Here is a 22,322-nt window from a genome sequence, read left to right as displayed (position 1 = left end):
CGGATCACCTGATCCCGCGCTCCGCGGCGATGCGTTCCCACGCGGCATTGATGGCCGCGAGCCGCTCGGTGGCGATCTTCACGGCCTCCGGGGGCAGGCCGCGCGCGATCTCCCTGTCCGGGTGGTTCTCGGCCACGAGCTTCCGGTAGTGGCGCCGCAGGTCCTCGTCGCTCATGGAGCGGTCCGCGTCGAGGATGAGGTAGGGATCGTCCGCCCGCCGGACATGGCGCGCCGCGATGCGTTCGAAATCCGCCGGCGAGAACGAGAAGATCGCGGCGACCTCGCGCAGATAGGCGAACTCCGCCTCGTGCACCGCGCCGTCCGCCTTCGCGATGTGGAACAGGCCGTCGAGCACGTCCTCCAGGAGGGCGGGCTCGTCCTTGAAGGCCTCGCCGATCTGGCGCGCATAGGCCTCGAACCCTTCCGGCGTCTGCTTCGCGAGATCGAACAGTCGCTTCACGCGCTCATGCTCGCCCGCAGGAACCTCGACGATCTGCTCGAAGGCCGCGACCTCGCGGTCCACCACCACGCCGTCGGCCTTCGCCATCTTGGCGGCAAGCGCGACGAGGCCCATGGTGAACATCACGTCCCGCGGCGGCCGGCCGAATATCGCGCCTTCCCGGTCGATCAGCACGTGACCCGCGACGCCGCCGAGCAGCGCGCCGATCGGCCCTCCCAATGCGAGGCCGAGGCCCGCACCGCCCAATTTGCCCCAAATCGACTGAATCATCGTGATCGAGTGGTACGCTCAACTGCGAGCGAAAGAAAAGGGGCCGGAACGATCCGGCCCCCAAAATTCGGTATGCGGCGGCGATCAGCGGCAGTAGATGTTGCCGTAGACGTCCTGATAGGTGCCATAGGGGCACGGATTGCGCGGCGTCGTCGCCGCGCCGACGATCGCGCCGCCCGCGGCGCCGATGGCCGCGCCGGCGAGAGCGCCGCCCGCACGGCCCGTTGCCGCGCCGCCGATGGCCGCGCCGGCGAGACCGCCGATGGCGGCGCCGCCGACTGCACGTTCACCGGGAGTATTGCAGGCGGCCATCGAGAGAGTGAGGGCGCCAGCTGCGATGGCTGTAATGATCTTCTTCATGACGGATGTCCTCTTCGTCAGCGACCGGACGATGTACCCAGACGGAAGTAGCTTGAGCGATAGAGCTTAGCCTTACAGCCAACATTTTTCCTAATCAATCGGTTCCATCGGGCTCAGGGTTTACAATAGACGGAGCCGTTGAGCGTGTAGGTTCCATAACGGCAGTTCGGTGTCGTCCGCCCCTGGCTGCCCGGGTTGACCCCCCTTCGCACGGGAGCGGGACCTGCCTGCGGCGGCACGGGATTCCGCGGTTGGGACATCGTGGACGGGGGGTGAGACATCGTGGATGGGGGCACCTCCGTCGCGCGAGGCTCGGGAGTCGTTGCTGCCCCCACGACGGCACCGCCGGCCGCCCCGACGGCCGCGCCGGCGAGTGCGCCGCTCGTGTGACCCGTGGCGACACCGCCGATGGCCGCGCCGGCGAGGCCGCCCAGCGCCGCGCCGCCCAGAGCGCGCTCGCCGGGAGAGTTGCAGGCTGCTAAAGCCAGGGCCGCGATACCGGCGGCAGTCGCTACAATCATATTTTTCATTGAAATGATCCTGTGGTTGGCGGCCATGTGCCGCTTCGTAATGTTGTAGCCTGACGCGTCGCGTCTGCCAACCCTTGGCGGGCGGGCGCGAACCGTTCTCAAGGCGTGATTTTCACAAAGGTTTGCTGCGGGACAGGCACAATGCTTCTTCCGTCCCAGGCCAGAATTCCATGTCATCCTACTGTCTAGCTTGAGCATTGGCTGAGCATCGTTGCGTCTTGCCAAGCCACAACTTCGCCCCATTTGGCCGCCACCCACCGTTTTCCCGCGACCTGTGCCATTTGGAGCTTCGATATGACTTGGCGGCTTTGCTCGAAACCAACGGCGGTCGCGCTTCTGGGTATCGTTTCAATTGCGGTCGCTCCTCAGGTCCGGGCGGAGAGCGCGCTGATTTCCCCGCAGGAGGCCGAGCAGCTCGTTCGTGCCCAGCTCGAGGAGCAGAAGGCGGGCGCCACGCCCGCGGAAGAGGAAAAGGCCGCCGAGGCCGTGACGCCCGGAAAGACGGCCAAGGGACCTCGCAAGCACGCAACGAAGGAAGCCGCGCTTCCAGCCCCCTCGCTTGCTTCCGCAAAGGTCGCGACGGAGGCGCCGGTTTCGGCGGCAGAGGCTGCGAAGGGGGCGGCGGGGGAGGGAAGGGTCGAACAGACCGCCTCCCTGCCGGTCGTGCCGTCGCCGCGCTCCCGTTCGGAGCGGGCCGACGCCGTCAGGTCCGGGGCGCTCAGGCCCCTGATCGCCCGCTATGCTTCGGAGCACGGGCTGCCGTACGAACTGGCCGATGCGGTGGTGCGTCTCGAAAGCCGCTACAATCCGGGTGCGCGCAGGGGCCCCAATGTCGGCCTCACGCAGATCAACGTCCGCACGGCCCAGTCGCTCGGCTACAGGGGCGATGCCGCGGGCCTTCTCGATGCGGAAACGAACCTGCGCTACGGACTCATGTACCTCGCGCAGGCCTACAGGCTCGCCGGCGGCGATACCTGCGGCACGATCCTGCGCTATCAGTTCGGCCATCGCACGCAGACCATGACCCGCGCCTCGCGCGTCTACTGCGCCAAGGTGAAGACGATCACGGCGAAGGCCGATTAGGCCATTCGCGCTTCCGGCGGCGCGGGTCCCCCGGAATCGGCCGGGATTCTCGAGCCGTCGCGATAGGCAGGCCCGGTTTCCTTGAAAATGCCTCCGGACGTTCTTGACGAACGGGCCGCGCATCCCCCACATCCATCCTGTCAGCCGGCCGGGCGGCCGCTCCGCGCGTCGGAGAGGAAAGTCCGGGCTCCATGGAAACACGGTGCCGGATAACGTCCGGCAGGGGCGACCCTAGGGAAAGTGCCACAGAAAGCAGACCGCCCCGCAGCGCGGGGTAAGGGTGAAAGGGTGCGGTAAGAGCGCACCGCGGACGCAGTAATGCGGACGGCACGGCAAACCCCACCAGGAGCAAAACCGAATAGGGACGACAGGCGTTCGCGCCAGGCCTGTTTCCAGGCCCGTCGTCCGGGTTGGTTGCTTGAGGCGGTCAGCGATGACCGTCCCAGAGGAATGGCCGCCACGTCCGGGGCGCGAGCCTCGGGCCCTACAGAACCCGGCTTACAGGCCGGCTGACAACCTTTTCCACAGGGCGAAGTTTGGGGAAAGCGGGAGCAAACCGTTGCCCTGCTTACGATTCATTAACCCTAAGCAATTCTGATGGCGGTTGACTGCCGGCAACCCTCCGCCCCGACCCCATTTCGTTGACGCCCATAATCTCCCATGTTATCCCAAATCATCCCGTCGACGATGTCTTCCGAAGGGATGGTCAGGCCCACACAAGGCTCTGGCCGCACAGTTCGGAACGAGGCGTCCTCATCGGCGCCGGGTAACGGCGGGTCGTCGCGATCCGCCGGGGGGCTGACAATCAGGAGTGCGCGAGCCGCGGCCCATGAACCGCTTCGTGTCCAATTTCACCAACAAGTTGGATTCGAAGGGTCGGGTCTCGATCCCCGCATCCTTCCGTGCGGTGCTGGCGGCGGATGGGTTCGAGGGGCTCTACGTTCATCCGGCGCTGGATGCGCCGGCGCTGGACGCGGGCGGCAACGTGCTGCTGAACGAGATCGATGCGTTCTTGTCGACGCTGTCGCCCTATTCGGACGAACGGGATCAGCTGTCGACGGCGTTGTTCGGAACCAGCGAAATCCTCAAGGTCGATCCGGAAGGGCGTGTCATCCTGACGGAGACGGTGAAAGTACATGCCGGGATCGCGGACGCGGTGACGTTCGTGGGGCTCGGTCACAAGTTCCAGATCTGGGAGCCCGAGCGTTTTCGCGCGCATTTGGAGGAGGCGCGCGGCAAGGTGCGGGATCTCAAGAGAGCCCTGGGCAATCGGGTCGTGGAGCAGCGTTCGGTGCAGGACATCTCACCAGGAGCACAGGGGCGATGATGGGACGCGGCGACGGCCCAGGAGCCGGAGCCGCTGGCGGACCGACCCGTCACGTCCCCGTGCTCCTGGAGGAGGTCTGCGAAGCGCTGGATGCACGGCGCGGCGGCGCTTACGTGGACGGCACGTTCGGCGCGGGCGGCTATACCCGCGCCATCCTGGACGCGAATCCGAAGAACGGCGTTCTCGCCATCGACCGCGATCCGGATGCGATCGCCGGAGGCGCTGCGCTCGTTTCCCGGTTCAAGCGCCGCCTCACGCTCGTTCAAGGCCGTTTCGGGCAGCTCGACGAGATCGTCCGTGCGGAAGGGCTGGAGACCGTCGACGGAGTCGTGCTCGACATCGGCGTCTCATCCATGCAGCTCGACGAGGCGGAGCGCGGATTCTCCTTCCGCAGCGACGGGCCTCTCGACATGCGGATGGAGCGCGAGGGGCCGAGCGCGGCCGACCTCGTCAACGAAGCCTCGGAAGCGGAGCTTGCGGACATCTTCTACCACTACGGCGAGGAGCGGCGCGCCCGCGCGGTGGCGCGCGCCATCGTGGAGGCGCGGCGCAGGCAGGTCTTCAGGACGACCGGCCAGCTCGCCGAACTCGTCGCCTCGCTGATCCGTCAGGAGCCCGGCGGCATCCATCCCGCCACGCGGGTATTCCAGGGGCTGCGCATCGCCGTCAACGACGAGCTCGGCGAACTCGTGCGCGCCCTCCATGCAGCCGAGCGCATTCTGAAGCCGGGGGGGCGTCTCGTCGTCGTGACCTTCCACTCCCTCGAGGACCGGATCGTGAAGCAGTTCTTCGCCGCGCGCACGGGGCGGAGCCCTTCGGCCTCTCGTCATCTTCCGGGCCTCGCGGCGCCCGCGCCGACCTTCGAGGCCGTCACGCGCGGGCCCGTGCTGCCCGGTGAGGACGAGATCGCGCGCAATCCCCGCGCCCGCTCCTCGAAGCTGCGCGCCGGCTCGCGGACCGGAATGCCGCCGCAGGCGCCGCTCAGTGCCATCACGATGCTCGCGGAGCTGCCGCAGACCGCCGACAAGAGGGGAGGGCGCCGGTGATCCGCCTGCTTCACATCATCGCCATCTCCATGCTCATCGCATCGGCCGGCTATGCGTATTCGGTCAAGTACGAGACGCTCTACTACGTGGAGCAGGTCGCCAAGCTGAAGGCGAAGGTGCAGCGCGAGCGCGACGCCATCGCCGTGCTCCAGGCGGAGTGGCAGTACCTCGACCGGCCCGACCGCCTGCAGGCGGCGGCCGATCAGCACCTCGATCTCCAGCCCCTCAAGATCCAGCAGCTCGCCCGCCTGTCCGACCTGCCGAACCGGCCGGCGCGCGAGGACGAGATCGGCCGCAAGCTGGAGGCGCTCGGCCTGTTCGGACCGACATCGACGCCGAAGGACAGGAACGCCGACGCGCGCACCCCGACCACGCAAACCCCGAGACGGTAAGCCCGTGCTGCAGAAGTTCGACCCGGATCTGATCGGCCAGGCCGCTCCCCCACGACGGAGCGTGCTGGCGCATGTGCGCGAGCTCTTCCGCCTGCGCGTCGACAAGAGCACCTCTCGCGTCGGCTTCACCGCGCTCTGCTTCGCGGGCCTCTTCAGCGTCATCGGCGGGCGCCTCGTCTATCTCGCCATGACGAGCGACGCATCGAGCGAGGTCCGGCGCGCCACGTCCCTCGAGATCTCGGCGGCGCGTCCTGACATCGTCGACCGGAACGGCAACATCCTCGCCACCGACGTGAAGATGGTGTCCGTCTTCGCGGAGCCGCGCAACATCATCGACAAGGACGAGGCGGTGGAGCTGCTGACCGCGGTCCTGCCGGATCTCGACGCGACGGAGCTGCGCAACAAGCTCAACACGAAGAAGGGCTTCGTGTGGGTCAAGCGCGAGATCACGCCGCGCCAGCAGGCGGAGGTCCATCGCCTCGGCATTCCCGGCATCGGCTTCCTGCCGGAAAACAAGCGCATCTATCCGAACGCCGAGGCCGCGGCCCACGTGCTCGGATTCGCGAACGTGGACAACGTCGGCATCGCCGGCATCGAGAAGTACATCGACAGCCAGGGCCTTCAGGACCTCAACGGCGCGGGCTTCGCGATCTCGGCGGCCGACCTCAAGCCGGTGCAGCTCTCCATCGACCTGCGCGTCCAGCACGCGCTGCGCGACGAGCTTGCCAAGGGCATGGCGAAGTACAAGGCGAAGGCGACCGCCGGGGCGATCATGGACGTGAACACGGGCGAGATCATCGCCCTCGTGTCGCTTCCCGACTTCGACCCGAACAATCCCGTCGACGCGCTGGAGCCCGACCGCATCAACCGCATCAATGTCGGCGTGTTCGAGATGGGCTCCACCTTCAAGGCCCTCACCACGGCGATGGCGCTCGACTCGGGCAAGTTCAACATCAACTCGACCCTCGATGCGCGCTCGGGGCTGCGCTACGGGAAGTTCACCATCGGCGACTACCATGCGACCCACCGCGTGCTCACGGTGCCGGAGGTGTTCATCCATTCCTCGAACATCGGCACCGCCCGCATGGCGCTCGGCATCGGCGTCGAGGGGCACAAGGCCTTCCTGCGCAAGATGGGCCAGCTCACGAGGCTGAAGACCGAGCTGCCGGAATCCGCGGAGCCGATCATCCCGCCCCGGTGGGGCGAGCTCAACACGATGACGATCGCCTTCGGCCACGGCCTCGCGGTGGCGCCGCTCCAGGCGCTCATGGCCGTGGGCGCGCTGGTGAACGGCGGCATGCTCATCACGCCCACCTTCCTCAAGCGCGACGAGGCCGAGGCACGCAAGATCGCCCTGCAGGTGCTCAAGCCGGAGACGAGCGAGGCCCTGCGCTACGTGATGCGTCTCAACGCGTCCAATCCGGCGGGCTCCGCTTCCGCCGCGGCCATCGCGGGCTTCTTCGTCGGCGGCAAGACCGGCACGGCGGAGAAGGTCATCAACGGCCGCTATTCCAAGAACAAGAACTTCACCACCTTCACGGCCATCGTTCCGTCGGACAAGCCGAAATACGTCTTTCTCACCATCATGGACGAGCCGCAGGCGGTCGAGGGCACCTACGGCTTCTCGACCGCCGGCTGGAACGCCGGGCCTGTGACGGGCAACATCATCGAGCGCGTCGCGCCGCTCCTCGGCATTCCGCCACGCTTCGAGCCGCCGGCCAATCCCTTCCCGCTCATGTCGCGCCTCGGCGCCTGGGGCACGAAATGACGCCAACGAAAACGATCCTCCTCGGCGATCTCCTTCCCGAAGCGCGAGACGGAGAGGCCGCCGCGCTCCCCGTCTCGACCATCGCCTCCGACAGCCGCAAGGCCGTGGGCGGCTCCGTGTTCTTCGCGGTGCCGGGGACGCGGGCGGACGGGATGAGCTTCGTGCCGCAGGCCGTGGCGGCGGGCGCCGTCGCCGTCGTGGCCGAAGCGGAGCGGCCTGCCGGCCTGGCGCCGGGAGTCGCCTTCCTGCAGGTGCCGGACGTGCGCCGCGCCCTCGCGCTCGCCGCGTCCAGGTTCTTTCCGCTGCAGCCGGAGAAGGTGGTCGCCGTCACCGGCACGAGCGGCAAGAGCTCCGTCGCCGATTTCGCCCGCCAGCTCTTCGCCGCCCTCGGGCATTCCTCCGCGAGCCTCGGTACCCTCGGCGTCATCACGTCGGACGGCGCGGCCTACGGATCGCTGACGACGCCGGACCCGATCTCGCTCCACGAGACGCTCGACCGGCTGGCGCGGGGCGGCGTCACGCGGCTTGCGATGGAGGCCTCGTCCCACGGCATCGACCAGCGGCGCCTCGACGGCGTGCGCCTGAGCGTGGCGGGCTTCACCAATCTCGGGCGCGACCATCTCGACTACCACGGCACCACGGAGGCTTACGCGGCGGCGAAGCTGCGCCTCTTCGACACGCTTCTGCCGCCCGGCGGACCCGCCGTCGTCAATGCGGACGGTCCCTTCGCGGACGTGTTCATGGAGGGCGTGCGCCGCGCGGGCCGCACCCTCCTGACCACCGGCGCCGCCGGCACGGCCCTGCGTCTCGTCGAGGCCCGTCCGGACGGCTTCGACCAGAACCTGACGGTGGAGGCCTTCGGGCGTACCGTGCGCACGCGGCTTCCGCTCCTCGGCGGCTTCCAGGTCGAGAACGCCCTCGTGGCGGCGGGTCTCGTTCTCGCCGTCGAAGGCGAGGACAGGGCGGAGGCGGTGCTGGCGGCCTTCCCGCACCTGAAGGGCGTGCCCGGCCGCCTGGAGCGGGTCGGCGAGGTCGACGGCGCTTTGTGCATCGTGGACTATGCCCACAAGCCGGACGCCCTCGCCCATGTGCTCGACGCCCTGCGGCCCTTCACGAAGGGCAGGCTCGTCTGCGTCGTCGGCTGCGGCGGCGACCGGGATCGCGGCAAGCGGCCGCTGATGGGGCGCATCGCCGTCGAGAAGGCGGACACGGTCATCGTCACGGACGATAATCCTCGCTCCGAGGACCCGGCGGCGATCCGCGCGGAGGTGATGAAGGGCGCCCCCGGCGCGACCGAGATCGGCGACCGGGCCGAGGCCATCCGGGCCGCCGTGAGGGGCCTCCGGCCGGGGGACGTGCTGGTGGTCGCGGGCAAAGGCCATGAAACGGGCCAAATCATCGGCGACCGGACCCTGCCGTTCTCGGACCACGACGAGGTCCGGGCGGCCATTGCGGAGAGGCAGGGATGACCACGCCCCTATGGACCCTTGAGGAAATCGCCGCGGCGACCGGCGGAAGGATCGGCGCGGGCGCCCGCCCGGCCTCCGGCGCCTCCATCGACACGCGGACCCTGGAGCCCGGCGATCTCTACTTCGCCATCAGGGGCGATGTGCACGACGGGCACGACTTCGTCCCGGCGGCCCTCGAGAAGGGCGCCGCGGCCGCCGTGGTGGCCGAGGAGAAGGCATCCGCCTTCGCGGACAGCGACCGCCTCGTGGCGGTGCCGGACGTTCTGGAGGCCATGCGCCGCCTCGGGCGCGCCGCCCGGGCCCGCGCCCACGCGAAGGTCGTCGCGATCACCGGGTCCGTCGGCAAGACGGGGACCAAGGAAGCCCTGCGCCTGGCCCTCGCGCGGCAGGGGGCGACCCACGCCTCCGTCGCGTCCTACAACAACCATTGGGGCGTCCCGCTCACCCTGGCGCGCATGCCCCGGGAGTCCGCCTTCGGCGTGTTCGAGATCGGCATGAACCACGGCGGGGAGATCCTTCCCCTGACGGCGATGGTGCGCCCTCACGTGGCGGTCGTCACCACCGTCGAGCCCGTCCACATCGAGTTCTTCAGGTCCATCTGGGGGATCGCCGACGCCAAGGGCGAGATCTTCTCCGGCCTGGAGCCGGGCGGAACGGCGGTCCTGAACCGGGACAATCCCTATTTCGAGCGGCTGCGCGCCCATGCGCTCGCATCCCCGGCCGGGCGGATCCTCACCTTCGGCGAGGGGGAGGGCGCGGACATTCGCGCCGAGCGCATCGTGACGAAGCCCGACCTCTCCGTCGTGGAGGCGCGGGTCTTCGGCCAGCCGCTGACCTACCGGATCGGCACGCCCGGGCGGCACATCGCCCTCAATTCCCTGAGCGTCCTCGCCGCCGCCCACGCGGTAGGCGCCGACCTCGCCCTGACGGCGCTCTCCTTCTCGGAGCTCAGGCCTCCGGTGGGGCGCGGCGAGCGGACCGTGCTCGCCCTTGAGGACGGAGAGGCGCTCCTCATCGACGAGAGCTACAACGCCAACCCCGCCTCCATGCGGGCGGCGCTCGCCAATCTCGGCGCGGCGGAGCTGCCCCGCCACGGCCGCCGCATCGCGGTCCTCGGCGACATGAAGGAACTGGGGGAGGAGGGGCCCGCGCTCCATGCGGGCCTCGCCGAGGCCGTGGAGGCGAACAGGGTCGACCGGATCTACGCGGCGGGTCCCCTGATGGGTCACCTGGTGGACAGGCTGCCCCGCGCGAAGGTGGCCCTGCATGCCCCCACCTCCGCCGAATTGGCGGAGGCCGTCTGCGCGGACCTGCGTCCCGGCGACGCGGTCATGGTCAAGGGGTCGCTCAGCATGAAGATGGCTTTGGTTGTCAAAGCCCTGAAAGAACGTTACGGCGCTGGCCGGACCGGCCAAGCGCTGAAAGGATGATCGATGTTGACATGGTTGGCTGACCTCAGCCCCTATTTCAGCCCCCTCAATATTTTCCGCTACATCACGTTCCGCACCGGCGGCGCGACCGCGACGGCGCTGCTCTTCGTGTTCCTGTTCGGGCCGGGAATCATTTCGCTCCTGCGCGTGCGGCAGGGCAAGGGACAGCCGATCCGCGAGGACGGTCCGCAGTCGCACCTCCTGACGAAGCGCGGCACGCCCACCATGGGCGGGCTGATGATCATGGCCGGCGTGCTGGTCTCGACCCTGCTCTGGGCCAATCTCGCGAACCATTACGTCTGGGTGGTCCTGTTCGTCACCGTGGGCTTCGGCGCCATCGGGTTCTACGACGACTATCTCAAGGTGACGAAGCAGTCCCACAAGGGGTTCTCCGGGCGCTCGCGCCTCGCCATCGAGGCGCTGATCGCCGCCGCCGCCTGCATCGCGATCTCGTACATGGCGACGCCCGGCCTCGCCAACAAGCTGGCGCTGCCCTTCTCCAAGGAGCTGATCCTCAACCTCGGCTGGTTCTACATCATCTTCGGCGGCTTCGTGATCGTCGGCGCGGGCAACGCAGTGAACATCACCGACGGGCTCGACGGCCTCGCCATCGTGCCGGTGATGATCGCGGCGGGCACCTTCGGGTTCATCGCCTATCTCGCCGGCAACGCGGTCTTCGCGAACTATCTCCAGATCCATTTCGTGCCCGGCACCGGCGAGCTGGCGGTGATCTGCGGCGCGCTCATCGGCGCGGGCCTTGGCTTCCTGTGGTTCAACGCGCCGCCGGCGCAGATTTTCATGGGGGACACGGGCTCCCTCGCCCTCGGCGGCCTCCTCGGCACCATCGCCGTGGCGACGAAGCATGAGGTCGTGCTCGCCATCGTGGGCGGGCTGTTCGTCCTGGAGATCATGTCCGTGATCATTCAGGTCGCGTCCTTCAAGCTCACCGGCCGGCGCGTGTTCAAGATGGCGCCGATCCACCACCACTTCGAGCAGCTCGGGTGGACCGAGCCGCAGGTGGTGATCCGGTTCTGGATCATCGCCGTCGTCCTTGCCCTCGTCGGCCTCTCCACCCTCAAGCTGCGGTGAGCGCATGACGCCCGTCACCACCTTCGCCGGAAAAACGGTCGCCCTCTTCGGCCTCGGCGGGTCGGGGCTCGCGACGGCGCTCGCCCTCAAGGAGGGCGGGGCGCGGGTGGTCGCCTGCGACGACAACCCGGCGAAGATGGCGGAGGCTCGGGACAAGGGCATCGAGACGGGCGACCTGCGCAAGGTTGACTGGTCTCAGGTATCGGTGCTCATCCTCTCGCCGGGCGTGCCGCTGACGCATCCCGAGCCGCACTGGTCGGCGAAACTGGCACGCGCGGCGGGAGTCGAGATCGTCGGCGACATCGAGCTGTTCTGCCGGGAGCGGGCGAAGATCGCGCCGGACGCGCCTTTCGTCGCCATCACCGGAACCAACGGAAAGTCCACCACGACGGCCCTCGTCGCGCACATCCTGCGCGAGGCGGGGCGCGACGTGCAGATGGGCGGCAACATCGGCACCGCGATCCTCTCGCTCGCCCCGCCCGCTCACGACCGCATCCATGTGGTCGAGTGCTCCTCGTTCCAGATCGACCTCGCCCCCTCGCTCGCGCCGACGGTCGGCGTCCATCTCAACATCTCGCCCGACCATCTCGACCGGCACGGCACGATGGAGAACTACGCCGCCATCAAGGAGCGGCTGGTAACGAAGGCGGAGATCGCGGTCGTCGGCACCGACGACGACTTCAGCCGCGCCATCGCGGAGGCGTGCGCGAGGAAAGGCGTCGACGTGATGCCCGTCTCCGTCGGGAGCGTGGGGCCGAAGGGCGTCTTCGCCGACGGGACGAGGCTGGTCCGGGGAACGCCCGCCGGTCCCCTGCCGGTGGCGGATCTCGCCGGCATCCGCTCCCTGCGCGGCGCCCACAACGCCCAGAACGCCGCGGCGGCCGTGGCGGTGGCGCTGGCGCTCGGCACGCCGGACAACAGGATCGAGGCGGGCCTCAGGACCTTTCCGGGACTTCCCCACCGCATGGAGGAGATCGGGCGCATCGGCCCGGTCCTGTTCATCAACGATTCCAAGGCCACCAACGCGGATTCCACCGAGAAGGCGTTGAAGTCCTTCGACGACATCCTCTGGATTCTCGGCGGCAAGCCGAAGGAGGGCGGGATCGCGTCCCTGCGTCCCTACTTCCCGAAAGTCCGCAAGGCCTACCTGATCGGCGCAGCCTCCGATGCCTTCGCGGAGACCCTCGGCGACAGCGTGCCCTTCGAGCGTGCGGTCACCCTCGACCGCGCGGTGGAGCATGCGGCCCGCGACGCGGCGGCGCTCGGTGCGCCCGCGGTCGTGCTGCTCTCGCCCGCCTGCGCGTCCTACGACCAGTATCCCAACTACGAGGTGCGCGGAGACCATTTCCGCGAACTCGTCAAAGCCCTGCCCGGCATCAACCCGACGATGGGAGCCTGACGACCATGGTGTCACGCGCGGAACGTTCGGCCTTCGGCGACTGGTGGTGGACCGTCGACCGGCTGCTCCTGGCGGCCCTCGCGGTCCTTTCGCTGGCCGGCCTCGTCTTCCTCATGGCGGGCGGTCCTCCGGTCGCGGAGAGGCTGGGTCTCTCGACCTTCCATTTCGTTAACCGCCAGGTTCTGTTCCTCATCCCCGCCCTCGCCATCCTGCTGCCGGTGTCGTTCCTGTCCCTGCGCCACGTGCGGCGGCTCGCACTGTTCATCTATCTCGTCGGCATGGCCCTGATCCTCCTGGCCTTCCAGTTCGGTCCGGAGATCAAGGGCGCGCATCGCTGGATCATGATCGGCCCCCTCGGCATCCAGCCCTCGGAGTTCGTGAAGCCCGCCTTCGTGGTCCTCGCGGCCTGGGCCTTCTCGGAAGGGGCGCGGCGCAAGGACATGCCGGGCGCGCTGCTCGCCTTCCTCATCCTTCCGGCCACCATCGTGCCGCTGATCCTCCAGCCCGACTTTGGCCAGACCATGCTGATCACCACCGTGTGGTGCGGCCTGTTCTTCGTGGCCGGGCTGCACTGGTTCTGGGTGATGGGCCTCGGCGGTGCGGGTCTCGTCGGGGTGGTGGCGGCCTACGAGTTCCTGCCCCACGTGCGTGCGCGCATCGAGCGGTTCATGGACAAGTCTTCCGGCGACACGTTCCAGGTCGACATGGCGATGGAATCCTTCGCCCGCGGCGGCTGGTTCGGGCGCGGGCCGGGCGAGGGCTCGGTGAAGCGCATCCTCCCCGACGCGCATACGGACTTCATCTTCGCCGTGACGGCCGAGGAGTTCGGCGTGGTGGTGTGCATCGGCCTGCTCCTGCTCTTCGCCTTCATCGTCCTGCGCGGGCTCGCGCTCGCCCGCCGCAACGAGGACACCTTCTGCCGCCTCGCGGCCACGGGCCTCGTCATGATGTTCGGCCTCCAGGCCGCCATCAACATGATGGTGAACGTCCACCTCATGCCCGCGAAGGGCATGACGCTGCCCTTCATCTCCTACGGCGGCTCGTCCATGCTGTCGCTGGCGCTCAGCATGGGGTTCCTCATCGCCCTCACGCGCCGCCGCCCGCGGGCCGAGACGATGGACTCCTTCGCTCAGGACGCCGCGCGCCCATGACGGGTCCCCTCATCCTCCTCGCCGCCGGCGGCACCGGCGGCCATCTCTTCCCGGCCGAGGCCCTCGCCAATGTGCTCAAGGCGTCGGGCGCCCGCGTCGTCCTTGCGACCGACAGGCGCGCCAATGCCTATGCCGGCTCCTTTCCCGCCGACGAGATCGTGGAGATTCCCTCCGCGACGCCCTCCAGGCGCTCGCCGCCGGAGATGGCGAAGGCCGCCCTCGTGCTGCTCCGCGGCACGTTCAAGGCGATGCAGGCCGTCCGCCGCCTCAGGCCCACGGTCGCCGTCGGCTTCGGCGGCTATCCGACGGTCCCCCCGCTCATGGCCGCGTCCCTGCTGAAGGTTCCCACCGTGATCCACGAGGCGAATGCGGTGATGGGGCGGGCCAACAGGCTTCTCGCACGCCGCGCCTCCGTCATCGCGACGGGTTTCTCCTCCATCAAGGGCGTGCCGGACGGCGTGCCCGGCCGGACGATCCACACGGGCAATCCCGTGCGCCCCGCCGTGACCGAGGCCGCGCGCGTGCCCTATCCCGCCCTGACGGGGGACGGGACCCTGCGCCTCCTCGTGGTGGGCGGCAGCCAGGGCGCGCGGGTGATGAGCGACGTGGTTCCGCCCGCCATCGAGGCGCTTGCCCCGGAACTGCGGGCGCGCATCGGGATCTGCCAGCAGGCGAGGGGAGAGGACCTGGAGCGCGTGCGGGCCCACTACGCCCGGCTCGGCATTCTCTTCGAGGCCGAGCCCTTCTTCAAGGATCTGCCGCGACGCATGGCGGACGCCCATCTGGTCGTCGCCCGCTCTGGAGCGTCGACGGTGGCGGAGCTCGCGGTCATCGGACGGCCTTCGATCCTGGTGCCGCTGCCGGGCGCCATCGACCAGGACCAGGCCGCCAACGCCCGGACCCTGGGCGAGCGGGGCGCCGCCATCGTTCTGCCGCAGACGGACTTCACTCCCGAGCGCCTGGCGCGGGAGATCTCCGCCTTCCTGCGGGAGCCGGACCGCTTGACGCGGGCCGCGGCTGCCGCACATAGCGCCAGCATCACGGATGCCGCCGGGCGCCTCGCGCAGGCCGTGCTCCAACTCGCCTCTGACAAGAAGGACAACAAACCATGAAGCTGCCGCCGAAACTCGGACCCATTCACTTCATCGGCATCGGCGGCATCGGCATGTCGGGCATCGCCGAGGTGATGCACAATCTCGGCTATACGGTGCAGGGCTCCGACGCCGCCGACAACTACAACGTCAAGCGTCTCGCGGAGAAGGGCATCAAGACCTTCGTCGGTCACAGGGCCGAGAACGTGGACGGGGCGGAGATCGTGGTGGTGTCGACGGCGATCAAGCGCGACAACCCCGAGCTCGTCGTCGCCCGCGAGAGGCGCCTGCCCGTGGTGCGCCGCGCGGAGATGCTGGCCGAGCTCATGCGCTTCAAGTCCTGCGTCGCCGTCGCCGGCACCCACGGCAAGACCACCACCACCTCCCTCGTCGCGACCCTGCTCGACGCGGGCGGGCTCGACCCGACGGTCATCAACGGCGGCATCATCAACGCCTACGGCACCAACGCCCGCATGGGCGAGGGCCAGTGGATGGTGGTGGAGGCGGACGAGTCCGACGGCACCTTCCTGAAGCTTCCCGCCGATGTGGCCGTCGTCACCAACATCGACCCCGAGCACCTCGATCACTTCGGCACCTTCGACGCGATCAAGGACGCGTTCCGCTCCTTCATCGACTCGATCCCGTTCTACGGTTTCGCGGTGATGTGCATCGACCATCCCGTCGTCCAGGACCTCGTCGGCCGCATCGAGGACCGGCGCATCATCACCTACGGCGAGAATCCGCAGGCCGACGTGCGGCTGATGGACGTGGATTCGCGCGGCGGGCAGAACCGCTTCCGCGTCATGATCCGCGACCGCCGCCCCGGCTTCCGCCAGGAGCTGGAGGATCTCGTCCTCCCCATGCCCGGCGCGCACAATGCGCTGAACGCGACCGCCGCCATCGCCGTCGCGCACGAGCTCGGCGTCTCGCCGGATGCGATCCGCAAGGCGCTCGCCTCGTTCAGCGGCGTGAAGCGGCGCTTCACCCGCACGGGCGAGTGGAACGGCGTGACCGTGTTCGACGATTACGGCCACCATCCCACCGAGATCGCGGCGGTGCTGAAGGCCGCCCGCGCCTCCACGGAGGGGAGGGTGATCGCGGTGGTGCAGCCGCACCGCTACACGCGCCTGTCCTCCCTGTTCGACCAGTTCTGCACCTGCTTCAACGACGCGGACTCCGTGATCGTCGCCCCGGTTTATGCGGCGGGCGAGCAGCCGATCCCCGGCGCCGACCGGGACAGCCTCGTGTCCGGCCTCAAGGCGCGCGGCCACCGCAACGTGATGGCGCTCGACAGGTCGGAGGACCTCGCGGGCCTCATCAAGGGCATCGCGAAGCCGGGCGACTATGTGCTCTGCCTCGGGGCCGGCAACATCACCCAATGGGCCTATGCCCTGCCGGGCGAGCTCGAGGCGCTGGGCGAGAAGGCGGCCTGATGTTCCCGGACATCGTGCCCCAGCTGAAATCCGCCATGCCGGACCTGCGGGGAAGGCTCGAGGCGAACGCGCCGACGGCGCCCCTGTCCTGGTTCCGCACGGGCGGGCCCGCCCAGGTCCTGTTCACGCCCGCGGACGAGGACGATCTCGCCTATTTCCTGTCCCGCCTCGACGGGCAGGTGCCGGTCCTCGTGGTCGGCCTCGGCTCGAACCTGCTCATCCGCGACGGCGGGTGGGAGGGCGTGGTGATCCGCCTCGGCAAGGGCTTCGCCGACATTTCGGTGGAGGAGAACCACCGCATCCGCGCCGGCGCGGCGGCGCCGGACGTGAAGGTGGCGCGGGCGGCGGCGGAGGCCGGCATCGCGGGCCTCTCCTTCCTGCGCGGCATTCCCGGCACCGTCGGCGGCGCGCTGCGCATGAACGGCGGCGCCTATGGCGGCGAAACGAAGGACGTCCTCGTCGAGGCGAGGGGGCTCACCCGCTCCGGCGCGCGCGTGACCTACACCAATGCGGAAATGGGCTTCACCTACCGCCATTCCGCCGTGCCCGACGACGTGATCTTCACCGAAGCGCTCTTCGAGGGACGCCCCGGCGATCCCGAGGCCATCCTGGCCGAGATGAACACGATCACCGAGGCGCGCTCGTCCAGCCAGCCCGTCAACACCCGCACGGGCGGCTCGACGTTCAAGAACCCCGACGGGCGCAAGGCCTGGGAGCTGATCGACGCCGCGGGCTGCCGCGGGCTTCGCAGGGGCGACGCCCAGGTCTCCGAGATGCACTGCAACTTCCTGGTCAACCACGGGGCGGCCACGGCGGCCGACATCGAGGCGCTCGGCGAGGAGGTCCGCCGCCGGGTGCGCGAGGCTTCCGGCATCGTGCTGGAGTGGGAAATCAAGCGCGTCGGGCGTCCCTGAGGCCCGGCCGAATCACTGCGAGGCCCCGCCGGGGACTGGCGGGCGCGAGGGGAGCACATCATGGCCAAGCACGTTGCCGTCCTTCATGGCGGCTGGTCCGCGGAGCGGGAGGTCAGCCTGGCCTCGGGCCGCGCCTGCGCCAGGGCGCTCGAGGAGCGCGGGTACAAGGTCACGCCCATCGACGTGCAGCCCGACATCGCCACCGTCCTCCAGGCGACGGCGCCGGACGTGGTCTTCAATGCCCTGCACGGGCGCGTGGGAGAGGACGGCACCATCCAGGGCCTGCTCGAGATCCTGCGCATCCCCTACACCCATTCCGGCGTCCTCGCCTCGGCGCTCGCCATGCAGAAGGACCGCGCCAAGGTGGTGATGCAGGCCGCCGGCGTCCCGGTTCCGCGGGGCGTGGTCGTTAACCGTTCGGAGGCCGCCCGGACCCACGTCATGCCCGCGCCCTACGTGGTCAAGCCGGTGAGCGAGGGCTCGTCGGTGGGGGTCATCATCGTGCGCGAGGATCGCACCCACCCGCCCCAGGAACTCCTGCGCGAGGACTGGGCCTTCGGTGAGCAAGTGCTTGTGGAATCTTATGTTGCGGGCCGGGAGCTGACCTGCGCGGTCATGGGCGACAGGCCCCTCGGCGTGATCGAGATCAAGCCCGCCACGGGGGTGTTCTACGACTACGACGCAAAGTATGCGAAGGGGGGCTCCATTCACGTCCTCCCGGCAGAAATTAAACCGAATATTTACCAAAAGGTCCAAGAGTTGGCGTTAACGGCGCATCAAGCGCTCGGCTGTCGGGGAATCAGCCGCGCCGACTTGAGGTACGACGATACGCCCGGGGGAACCGGGGAACTCGTCGTTCTGGAGGTCAACACGCAACCCGGCATGACCGAGACAAGCTTGGTGCCAGAACTGGCAGCCCACGCGGGCTATTCGTTTGGCGAGCTTGTGCAATGGATGGTGGAGGACGCTACCTGCAACCGATGACGGCCCACAGGGCCGGCGCCACGGTTGCGCGCGCCGCCCTCGCCGAGCCGCGCAGGCCGGGCGCTCCGCGAATCGGGTTCCTCGAACGCTTCCGCCCGGTGCGGAGCGTTCGTCGCCGCGGTTCCGGGCTGCCGATCGAGAAGCGCGTTCCGCGCCATCTCGGCACGGTCCTGACCCTGTGCTTCTTCGGCACGGTCGCCGTCACCGGCCTTTGGCAGGGCGGCCATCTCAACGATTTCATCCGCAAGAACGGCGAGCCCCACCACGCGCTCGCCCGCATGCTGGGGCTCGGCCTCGAGCAGATCACGATCTCGGGCATCTCGCAGATGCGCGAGTCGGAGGTGCTCGCCGCCGCCGGGCTCGACGCGAAGCTCTCCCTGCCGTTCCTCGACGTGAACACCGTGCGCGAGCGGCTCGAGCACGTGCCGATGATCAAGAGCGCGACCGTGCGCAAGCTCTATCCGAACGAGCTGGTCATCGGCCTCTCCGAGCGCGAGCCCGCCGCGATCTGGCAGCTGAAGGGCGAGCTCTTCGTCATCGCCGAGGACGGCACGGTGATCGACCTGATGCAGGACGCCCGCTACGCGAACCTCCCCTTCGTCGTCGGCGAGGAAGCCAACAGGCGCAGCAAGGACTACATCGCCCTGCTCGAGGCGGCGGGACCGCTCAAGGAGCGCATCCGCGCCGGCACCCTCGTCGCCGGCCGCCGCTGGACGCTGAAGATGGACAACGGCATGGACGTGAGCCTGCCCGAGCTCGGGGCCGCCGACGCGCTGGCGCGGCTCGCGAAGCTCGAACGCGAGCAGAAGATTCTGGAGAAGGACGTTCTGGCGATCGATCTGCGCATGGCCGATCGCGTCGTCGTCCGCCTCACCGAGGAAGCGGCCTCGGCCCGCGCCGAGGCCCTGAAGAAGAAGCCGGTGCGCGGCAAGGGAGTGGAAACATGAGTCGCCCGGGTCATGGCCTGACACCGCGCCTGAAGCCGTTGTCCTCGCGCAAGAGCGCCATTCTCTCGGTCCTCGACGTCGGCACCAGCAAGGTGGTCTGCATCGTCGCGGAGCTGAAGCCCGCCGAGGAGATCGAGTCGCTGCGCAGCCGCACCCACGTGGCGCGCATCCTCGGCATCGGCCACCAGCGCTCCATGGGCCTCAAGGGCGGCGTCGTCGTCGACCTGGAGGCGGCGGAGACGTCGATCCGGCAGGCGGTGCACGCGGCCGAGCGGATGGCGAAGGTCGAGATCCAGTCCGTGATCGTCAACCTGACGGGCGGCCGGCTCGGCTCGGAGCATTTCGAGGCGCACGTCCCCGTGCGCGGCGCGGTCGGCCCGGGCGACGTGCACCGGGTGCTCGACATCGCGAGCAGCTACGATCCCCGGCGGGGCAGGGCGGTTCTCCACGCGCTGCCGACGGGCTTCTCGCTCGATGCGCAGCACCATATCGTCGACCCTGCGGGCATGATCGGCGAGCGCCTGGGCGTGGACCTGCACGTGGTCTCCTCCGAGGCCGCGGCCGCGCGCAACCTGATGCTGGCGGTCGAGCGCTGCCACCTCGGAGTCGAGGCGGTGATCGCCACACCCTACGCGGCGGGCCTCTCCGCCCTCGTGGACGACGAGGCGGACATGGGCTGCGCAGTGGTCGATCTCGGCGGCGGCACCACGAGCGTGGGGATCTTCATGAACGGGCACCTGGTGCACACCGACGCGATCGCCGTCGGCGGCCACCACGTGACCATGGATATCGCCCGCGGCCTGACGACGCGCGTGTCCGCCGCTGAGCGCCTGAAGACGCTCTACGGCTCGGCCATCGCGTCGAGCGCGGACGACCGCGACATGATCGCGGTGCCGCAGGTCGACGAGGACGAACGCGATGTTCCCAACCACCTGCCGAAGTCGCATCTGGTCAGGATCATCAAGCCGCGGGTCGAGGAGATTCTCGAACTCGTCCGCGACCGGCTGAAATCGGCGGGCTTCGCCGCGCAGGCCGGTCGGCGCGTCGTGCTGACGGGCGGCGCGAGCCAGCTCGTCGGCCTGCCGGAAACGGCGCGGCGCATCCTTCAGGGCCAGGTCCGCGTCGGGCGTCCGCTCGGCATCAAGGGCCTGCCCGAAGCCGCCAAGGGCCCCGCCTTCTCGGCGGTGGTCGGCCTGCTGGTTTATCCGCAGGTGGCGCATATCGAGTATTTCGAGCCGCGTTCCGGCGGCTTGTTTCAGGGTACGGGAACCGACGGCTACATCTCCCGGGTGGGCCGCTGGATTCGCGAGAGTTTTTAACGCGTAAGGCGGTGGCGCGGCGGCCACCGTCCAGAGTTCAAGTCAACCAATGGCAGGCGTCGGCCGAACGCTGTCGGTATAAAGGCCAAAGAGGCAACAGGTCATGGCTATCAATCTGAAAGCTCCGGATATCCGGGAACTCAAGCCGCACATCACGGTTTTCGGCGTCGGCGGCGCCGGCGGAAACGCCGTGAACAACATGATCGAGTCCGGGCTCCAGGGCGTGGAATTCGTGGTCGCGAACACCGACGCGCAGGCCCTGGCCTCCTCCAAGGCGGACCGCATCGTGCAGATGGGCATCCAGGTGACCGAGGGCCTCGGCGCCGGATCGCAGCCGGAGGTCGGCCGCGCCGCCGCCGAGGAGGTGATCGACGAGATCCGCGACCAGCTCTCCGGCTCGCACATGGTGTTCATCACCGCCGGCATGGGCGGCGGCACCGGCACCGGCGCGGCGCCGGTCGTGGCGAGAGCCGCCCGCGAGCTGGGCATCCTCACGGTCGGCGTCGTCACGAAGCCGTTCCAGTTCGAGGGCGTGCGCCGCATGCGCCTCGCCGAGGCCGGCATCACCGAGCTGCAGCAGTCGGTCGACACGCTCATCGTGATCCCCAACCAGAACCTGTTCCGCGTCGCGACCGAGAAGACGACCTTCGCCGACGCCTTCGCCATGGCCGACCAGGTGCTCTACTCGGGCGTCGCCTGCATTACCGACCTGATGGTGAAGGAGGGCCTCATCAACCTCGACTTCGCCGACGTGCGCTCGGTCATGCGCGGCATGGGCAAGGCGATGATGGGCACCGGCGAGTCCTCCGGCGAGAAGCGCGCCATCCGCGCCGCCGAGGCGGCCATCGCCAACCCGCTCCTCGACGACGTGTCGATGAAGGGCGCGCGCGGCCTGCTGATCTCGATCACCGGCGGCAATGACCTCACCCTCTACGAGCTCGACGAGGCGGCGACCCGCATCCGCGAGGAGGTCGACCAGGACGCCAACATCATCCTGGGCGCCACCTTCGACGAGAGCCTCGAGGGCATCATCCGGGTGTCGGTGGTGGCCACGGGCATCGACCAGGCGGCGGGCGAAGCGGCCGACCTGTCCTCCACCGAGCAGCGGATCTCGGAGGTGGCCGAGCGCCTGCGGGCCGAGGCCCGCGCCCGGGCCGCCCAGGCCCAGGCCGTCCCCACCTTTCGCGCCGCCGCCCCAGCCGAAACGGTGAAGGCGGCTCCCGCCCCGGTCGAAACGGCTCCCGCTCCGGCTCCGTCCGCCCCCGCCTATGCCTCCCTTGCGACTCCGGCCGCCGAGCCGGCGCCGCAGCCGGTGGTGCGGGACGACGTCGTCCTCACGCCGACCCAGCCGAAGCAGGCCATGGCCTACGAGGCTCCGGTCGTTGCCGAGCGGGCCTATGAGGAGCCGGTCGCTCCCCAGGGAGCCTTCATCCCGCCGCAGCCCGAGCGCGCCATGCGCCCGGCCCGGATGCCGCGGATCGACGAGCTGCCGATGCCCGCGCAGAACCAGATCCGCGCCAGCCGCGGCGAGGAGCCGCCGCACGACACGAAGCGCATGTCCCTGCTTCAGCGCCTCGCCACGGTGGGCTTCGGCCGCCGGGACGACCACCACGCCCAGCCGGAGCCCGCTCCGCAGCGTCAGGCCCCCGAGGCGCCGCGCCAGCAGATGTCTCCGGTCCACGCGGAATACGCCAAGCGGCCCGCCGCTCCGCAGGGCTACCGCCCGGCCCAGGGGCATCCCGAGCCGGCGCCCCGGGCCCCGGCGGCCCAGCGCGGGGTGGAGGACGACCAGCTGGAGATTCCGGCCTTCCTCCGCCGCCAGGCGAACTGACCGGCTGCGCGAAAGCGCCCTCACGGACC

At 69.2% G+C, this 22,322-nt stretch carries 19 protein-coding genes, 1 other RNA gene and 1 pseudogene; 18 read left to right on the top strand and 3 right to left on the bottom strand.

Annotated elements, in window-relative coordinates:
* Positions 1 to 4: 4 nt before the first annotated feature.
* The 3 genes and pseudogenes from GDR74_RS13430 to GDR74_RS18440 form a co-directional block, all read right to left on the bottom strand.
* Positions 5 to 730: a TerB family tellurite resistance protein gene (locus GDR74_RS13430; RefSeq protein ID WP_152586776.1), complete on the bottom strand. Its 726-nt coding sequence runs from the start codon at positions 728 to 730 to the stop codon at positions 5 to 7.
* Positions 731 to 814: 84 nt separating this feature from the next.
* Entirely contained in the window at positions 815 to 1,090 is a 276-nt protein-coding gene (locus tag GDR74_RS13425; RefSeq protein ID WP_152586775.1) for a hypothetical protein, read from the bottom strand.
* 314 nt (positions 1,091 to 1,404) lie between these two features.
* Positions 1,405 to 1,620, bottom strand: a pseudogene (locus tag GDR74_RS18440) (glycine zipper domain-containing protein); the annotation flags it as partial.
* 294 nt (positions 1,621 to 1,914) lie between these two features.
* On the opposite strand from GDR74_RS18440, the gene GDR74_RS13415 reads away from it, so the two are divergent.
* The 18 genes from GDR74_RS13415 to ftsZ all read left to right on the top strand — a co-directional run bounded on the left by GDR74_RS13415 (position 1,915) and on the right by ftsZ (position 22,293).
* Complete coding sequence (locus GDR74_RS13415) at positions 1,915 to 2,703, top strand: lytic transglycosylase domain-containing protein (RefSeq protein WP_152586774.1); 789 nt, start codon at positions 1,915 to 1,917, stop codon at positions 2,701 to 2,703.
* Between the two features lie 140 nt (positions 2,704 to 2,843).
* Positions 2,844 to 3,220, top strand: an RNA gene (rnpB, locus tag GDR74_RS13410) — RNase P RNA component class A.
* 312 nt (positions 3,221 to 3,532) lie between these two features.
* The gene (mraZ, locus tag GDR74_RS13405) at positions 3,533 to 4,030 is read left to right on the top strand and encodes a division/cell wall cluster transcriptional repressor MraZ (protein ID WP_152586773.1); all 498 of its coding nucleotides are present in this window, start codon (positions 3,533 to 3,535) and stop codon (positions 4,028 to 4,030) included.
* Positions 4,027 to 5,076, top strand: coding sequence for a 16S rRNA (cytosine(1402)-N(4))-methyltransferase RsmH (gene rsmH, locus GDR74_RS13400; RefSeq protein ID WP_152586772.1), 1,050 nt, complete (start codon positions 4,027 to 4,029; stop codon positions 5,074 to 5,076). The genes mraZ and rsmH overlap by 4 nt, the downstream gene beginning before the upstream one ends.
* On the top strand, positions 5,073 to 5,468 hold the full coding sequence (ftsL, locus tag GDR74_RS13395; protein ID WP_152586771.1) for a cell division protein FtsL: 396 nt from the start codon (positions 5,073 to 5,075) through the stop codon (positions 5,466 to 5,468). The genes rsmH and ftsL overlap by 4 nt, the downstream gene beginning before the upstream one ends.
* A gap of 7 nt (positions 5,469 to 5,475) precedes the next feature.
* Positions 5,476 to 7,236 (top strand): peptidoglycan D,D-transpeptidase FtsI family protein, encoded by a 1,761-nt coding sequence (locus tag GDR74_RS13390; protein WP_425486960.1) that lies wholly within the window; start codon positions 5,476 to 5,478, stop codon positions 7,234 to 7,236.
* Positions 7,233 to 8,705, top strand: a complete 1,473-nt coding sequence (locus GDR74_RS13385; protein WP_152586769.1) for a UDP-N-acetylmuramoyl-L-alanyl-D-glutamate--2,6-diaminopimelate ligase — start codon at positions 7,233 to 7,235, stop codon at positions 8,703 to 8,705. The genes GDR74_RS13390 and GDR74_RS13385 overlap by 4 nt, the downstream gene beginning before the upstream one ends.
* Positions 8,702 to 10,135, top strand: coding sequence for a UDP-N-acetylmuramoylalanyl-D-glutamyl-2,6-diaminopimelate--D-alanyl-D-alanine ligase (locus GDR74_RS13380; RefSeq protein WP_152586768.1), 1,434 nt, complete (start codon positions 8,702 to 8,704; stop codon positions 10,133 to 10,135). The genes GDR74_RS13385 and GDR74_RS13380 overlap by 4 nt, the downstream gene beginning before the upstream one ends.
* Positions 10,136 to 10,138: 3 nt before the next feature.
* Entirely contained in the window at positions 10,139 to 11,224 is a 1,086-nt protein-coding gene (gene mraY / locus GDR74_RS13375) for a phospho-N-acetylmuramoyl-pentapeptide-transferase (RefSeq protein ID WP_152586767.1), read from the top strand.
* Between the two features lie 4 nt (positions 11,225 to 11,228).
* The gene (murD, locus tag GDR74_RS13370) at positions 11,229 to 12,623 is read left to right on the top strand and encodes a UDP-N-acetylmuramoyl-L-alanine--D-glutamate ligase (protein WP_152586766.1); all 1,395 of its coding nucleotides are present in this window, start codon (positions 11,229 to 11,231) and stop codon (positions 12,621 to 12,623) included.
* Positions 12,624 to 12,628: 5 nt separating this feature from the next.
* Entirely contained in the window at positions 12,629 to 13,774 is a 1,146-nt protein-coding gene (locus tag GDR74_RS13365; protein ID WP_152586765.1) for an FtsW/RodA/SpoVE family cell cycle protein, read from the top strand.
* Positions 13,771 to 14,886, top strand: coding sequence for an undecaprenyldiphospho-muramoylpentapeptide beta-N-acetylglucosaminyltransferase (gene murG, locus GDR74_RS13360; RefSeq protein ID WP_152586764.1), 1,116 nt, complete (start codon positions 13,771 to 13,773; stop codon positions 14,884 to 14,886). Before GDR74_RS13365 ends, murG begins: the two co-directional genes overlap by 4 nt.
* Positions 14,883 to 16,298 (top strand): UDP-N-acetylmuramate--L-alanine ligase, encoded by a 1,416-nt coding sequence (murC, locus tag GDR74_RS13355; RefSeq protein WP_152586763.1) that lies wholly within the window; start codon positions 14,883 to 14,885, stop codon positions 16,296 to 16,298. Before murG ends, murC begins: the two co-directional genes overlap by 4 nt.
* Positions 16,295 to 17,212: a UDP-N-acetylmuramate dehydrogenase gene (gene murB / locus GDR74_RS13350; RefSeq protein WP_152587770.1), complete on the top strand. Its 918-nt coding sequence runs from the start codon at positions 16,295 to 16,297 to the stop codon at positions 17,210 to 17,212. The genes murC and murB overlap by 4 nt, the downstream gene beginning before the upstream one ends.
* A 60-nt stretch (positions 17,213 to 17,272) precedes the next feature.
* The gene (locus GDR74_RS13345) at positions 17,273 to 18,196 is read left to right on the top strand and encodes a D-alanine--D-alanine ligase (protein ID WP_152586762.1); all 924 of its coding nucleotides are present in this window, start codon (positions 17,273 to 17,275) and stop codon (positions 18,194 to 18,196) included.
* On the top strand, positions 18,163 to 19,143 hold the full coding sequence (locus GDR74_RS13340; RefSeq protein WP_152586761.1) for a cell division protein FtsQ/DivIB: 981 nt from the start codon (positions 18,163 to 18,165) through the stop codon (positions 19,141 to 19,143). Before GDR74_RS13345 ends, GDR74_RS13340 begins: the two co-directional genes overlap by 34 nt.
* Positions 19,140 to 20,462 (top strand): cell division protein FtsA, encoded by a 1,323-nt coding sequence (gene ftsA, locus GDR74_RS13335; protein ID WP_152586760.1) that lies wholly within the window; start codon positions 19,140 to 19,142, stop codon positions 20,460 to 20,462. Before GDR74_RS13340 ends, ftsA begins: the two co-directional genes overlap by 4 nt.
* Positions 20,463 to 20,565: 103 nt before the next feature.
* Entirely contained in the window at positions 20,566 to 22,293 is a 1,728-nt protein-coding gene (gene ftsZ, locus GDR74_RS13330) for a cell division protein FtsZ (RefSeq protein WP_152586759.1), read from the top strand.
* Positions 22,294 to 22,322 lie beyond the last annotated feature (29 nt).

The sequence above is a fragment of the Microvirga thermotolerans genome (genome assembly GCF_009363855.1).
Lineage (GTDB): Bacteria > Pseudomonadota > Alphaproteobacteria > Rhizobiales > Beijerinckiaceae > Microvirga > Microvirga thermotolerans.
The sequence above is the reverse complement of the archived record's forward strand: the minus strand, read 5'-3'. Positions and strand labels throughout refer to the sequence as shown.